This is a genomic window from Empedobacter sp. GD03739 (genome assembly GCF_029843245.1).
In the GTDB taxonomy this organism is placed as follows: Bacteria; Bacteroidota; Bacteroidia; order Flavobacteriales; family Weeksellaceae; genus Empedobacter; species Empedobacter falsenii_B.
In genome coordinates this window covers 1-2,616 of sequence record NZ_JAOCHX010000091.1, presented here as the reverse complement: position 1 = coordinate 2,616, position 2,616 = coordinate 1, and the positions used below count along the sequence as shown (strand labels likewise).

The following is a 2,616-nucleotide window of genomic DNA, read 5'->3' as shown; positions in this document are numbered from 1 at the left end:
TTATACTTTTAAATGTTCCTAACAAGGGGAAGATTACAACATGATGTTTTTAAAGCCAATAAGTCATATATAATAAAACCTACGGATAATACTGTTTCCTATATGAAAGGTATGAAAGTATATCCTAATGTTGGAGTTGATGCTACATCTGTTGGTAATCAAAATATGGGTATTTTTAATGGAACAGGTTTATTATCTCGATTTACTCAAGGAGGACAATATACAGATATGCATGAAGTTTATTTATGGACAGCTACGATGATGCGTTGGTGGGATTCATCTCCTGCTATAACAGCAAGAGCTTTACGTATAATACCTGATGGTTTTCAACCTGACGTTCCTGATACAAGTTTATCTAATGTGACTGGACGTTATCAATTTTACCCTTTAAACGAAAGTTATACTTCAGATGCAATGGGATGTCGTTGTATAAAGGATCCCCTTTATGTAGTAAATGAATATGATTTTCCTACAGAATTTTTTACAGATGAAATGACTTATCCAGTATTCAAAGAAGGGATTAATAATCCTAATTCATATCAGGTAGTAAAAAAATCTGTTGAGAATACGATTGAAATTCCTATAAATAAAGCATTTGCAATGCAGAGTGAATATCTTAACAATAAAGCAATTTTAAATAATATAAATTACAATAATTTAAAAACTAATGTATTATGGACTACTAATACAAATTTAATTAAAGCAACATCTATATCTAATCCTAACCCGGGGAGTTTGAATGGAGTTAATACAACGAAAATTAATATAAAAATAAATCCTAATCAAAGTGGTAATGCTGTTGTTACTTTACACAATGGAAGTATCACGAATCCTATTTATTGGTCATGGCATATTTGGGTGACAGATAATGAGATTAATTCTATTCGTTATGTAACAAGTGAACCAAATACTGCAGCATATAATTATGTTAATTATGCACAAAAAGATAATGTGCTTGATACCGAATTTATGGATAGAAATTTAGGTGCTCTTGATTTATTTCCTACTGTAAATGCATCAACATCTCCTACGGCTGCTGAATTACAACGAATTAAGGTGTCAGGAGGATTGCAATATCAATGGGGAAGAAAAGACCCAATACCTTCATTCACAAATCCAGATGGTTCTTCATATGAAATTTATTTAGGGACAACAGCTTCAAATGGTGTCATTAGCTACACTACATTATCAGAAAGTATTTATAACAATACCTCAGGTAATTATATTGTTCCTTATAACTCTTATTCAACTGCATTATCAACAGATAAAATAACAGAAAAAGTAAGTAAGAACTTATCATATTCTGTTAAGAATCCTCTTGTATATATGATACCTAGCAATTTATCTCCTAGTCATCCTTCAAACCCTAATTATAATAATGGTACAGACTGGGTTATAGATGAGGTAAATATAGCAAGTGACAGATGGGGACATTCTGACAAAAAATCGCCTTTTGATCCATGTCCTGAAGGTTGGAGAATCCCAGATTTACCAGATGTAGCGATCATATCATATAGAGATTTAGGTATGACTCCTTGGGCTAAAAAAGGGATGAATACAGCTAAATATTATACTATTGAATCTGATTTTAAAGGGAAATTAATCAAAAATTCATCAGGAAAAATATTAGGATTTAATTTTTATGATTCTAGTTATAGTATAGGAAATTATCCATTCATAGGTTTAAGAGGTTATAGAAGTGTTGCTAAAAATAGTACAGCTAGTTATGACATTAGTCCTTATTATACAGGAATATGGTCAAGTTCATTAACTTCAAATTATTTAGGTAGATCTATTGCATTAACTTTTGATCGATCAAATAATTATATGACAGCTTTTAATGATGATATCGATCCTTATGTTGCGATGAATTGTCGATGTGTTAAGGTAAAAACAATTGGAGGATTAGAAGATAATGGAAGGCCTAGAATGCCAATACCTCCCTATACAGCAGTTGTTGCATCTAAAACATTAAGCACAGAAGAGGTGAAAACAGTTTCTCAAGAGCAATTTAGAGTTTATCCAAATCCAATTAGTGATATTTTGATGATAAATGGAAAAGCTATCGAAAGTTATTACTATCAAATTTATGATACGACAGGCAAACTAATTTTAGAAGGAAAGTTTATCAACAATCAAATTAACCTTAGTCAATTAAAAGCAGGTATATATCTTATTCGTATAAATGATTCTAAAGATTTAACCAAAATCATAAAAAAATAAAGTATTACAATAATAAAAAATGAGGTAAATTTTACCTCATTTTTTGTGTACGGAACAAATTTTAGGAAGAGTTATCAAAGAAATAATTAATTAGATGGATGTTTAAGTAAGATGGTGCGGCTTAGAATATAATCAATAATGTATAAAAGTAAGCTGACTTAGTTATTGAATAAGTTTATATGATTGCAGAGTATACAGACGATGTTCAGAAGTAAGTTGTTGATGTCTTGAATGTAAAACTTAGGGTGAGAGAATTCAAATTCTCTCGGTTTGTAACTAGACTGGGTTAGTAATGAACCAAACTAGCTTAATAAAAACTATGTTAGTTAGATTATAGACGTAGCAGAAATAGAGTTAGACAAGATATATAGAATTATCTGTTTGATTATTAAA

The 2,616-nt window shown here is 30.2% G+C and carries 1 protein-coding gene; it reads left to right on the top strand.

What is annotated here, in order from left to right:
* Positions 1–102 precede the first annotated feature (102 nt).
* Positions 103–2,223, top strand: coding sequence for a T9SS type A sorting domain-containing protein (locus N5E64_RS15475; protein ID WP_280038278.1), 2,121 nt, complete (start codon positions 103–105; stop codon positions 2,221–2,223).
* Positions 2,224–2,616: the final 393 nt, after the last annotated feature.

Bases quoted from the DNA above. Each gene is read 5' to 3' on its own strand.
- N5E64_RS15475 (WP_280038278.1), top strand. From the start codon at position 103: ATGAAAGGTATGAAAGTATATCCTAATGTTGGAGTTGATGCTACATCT.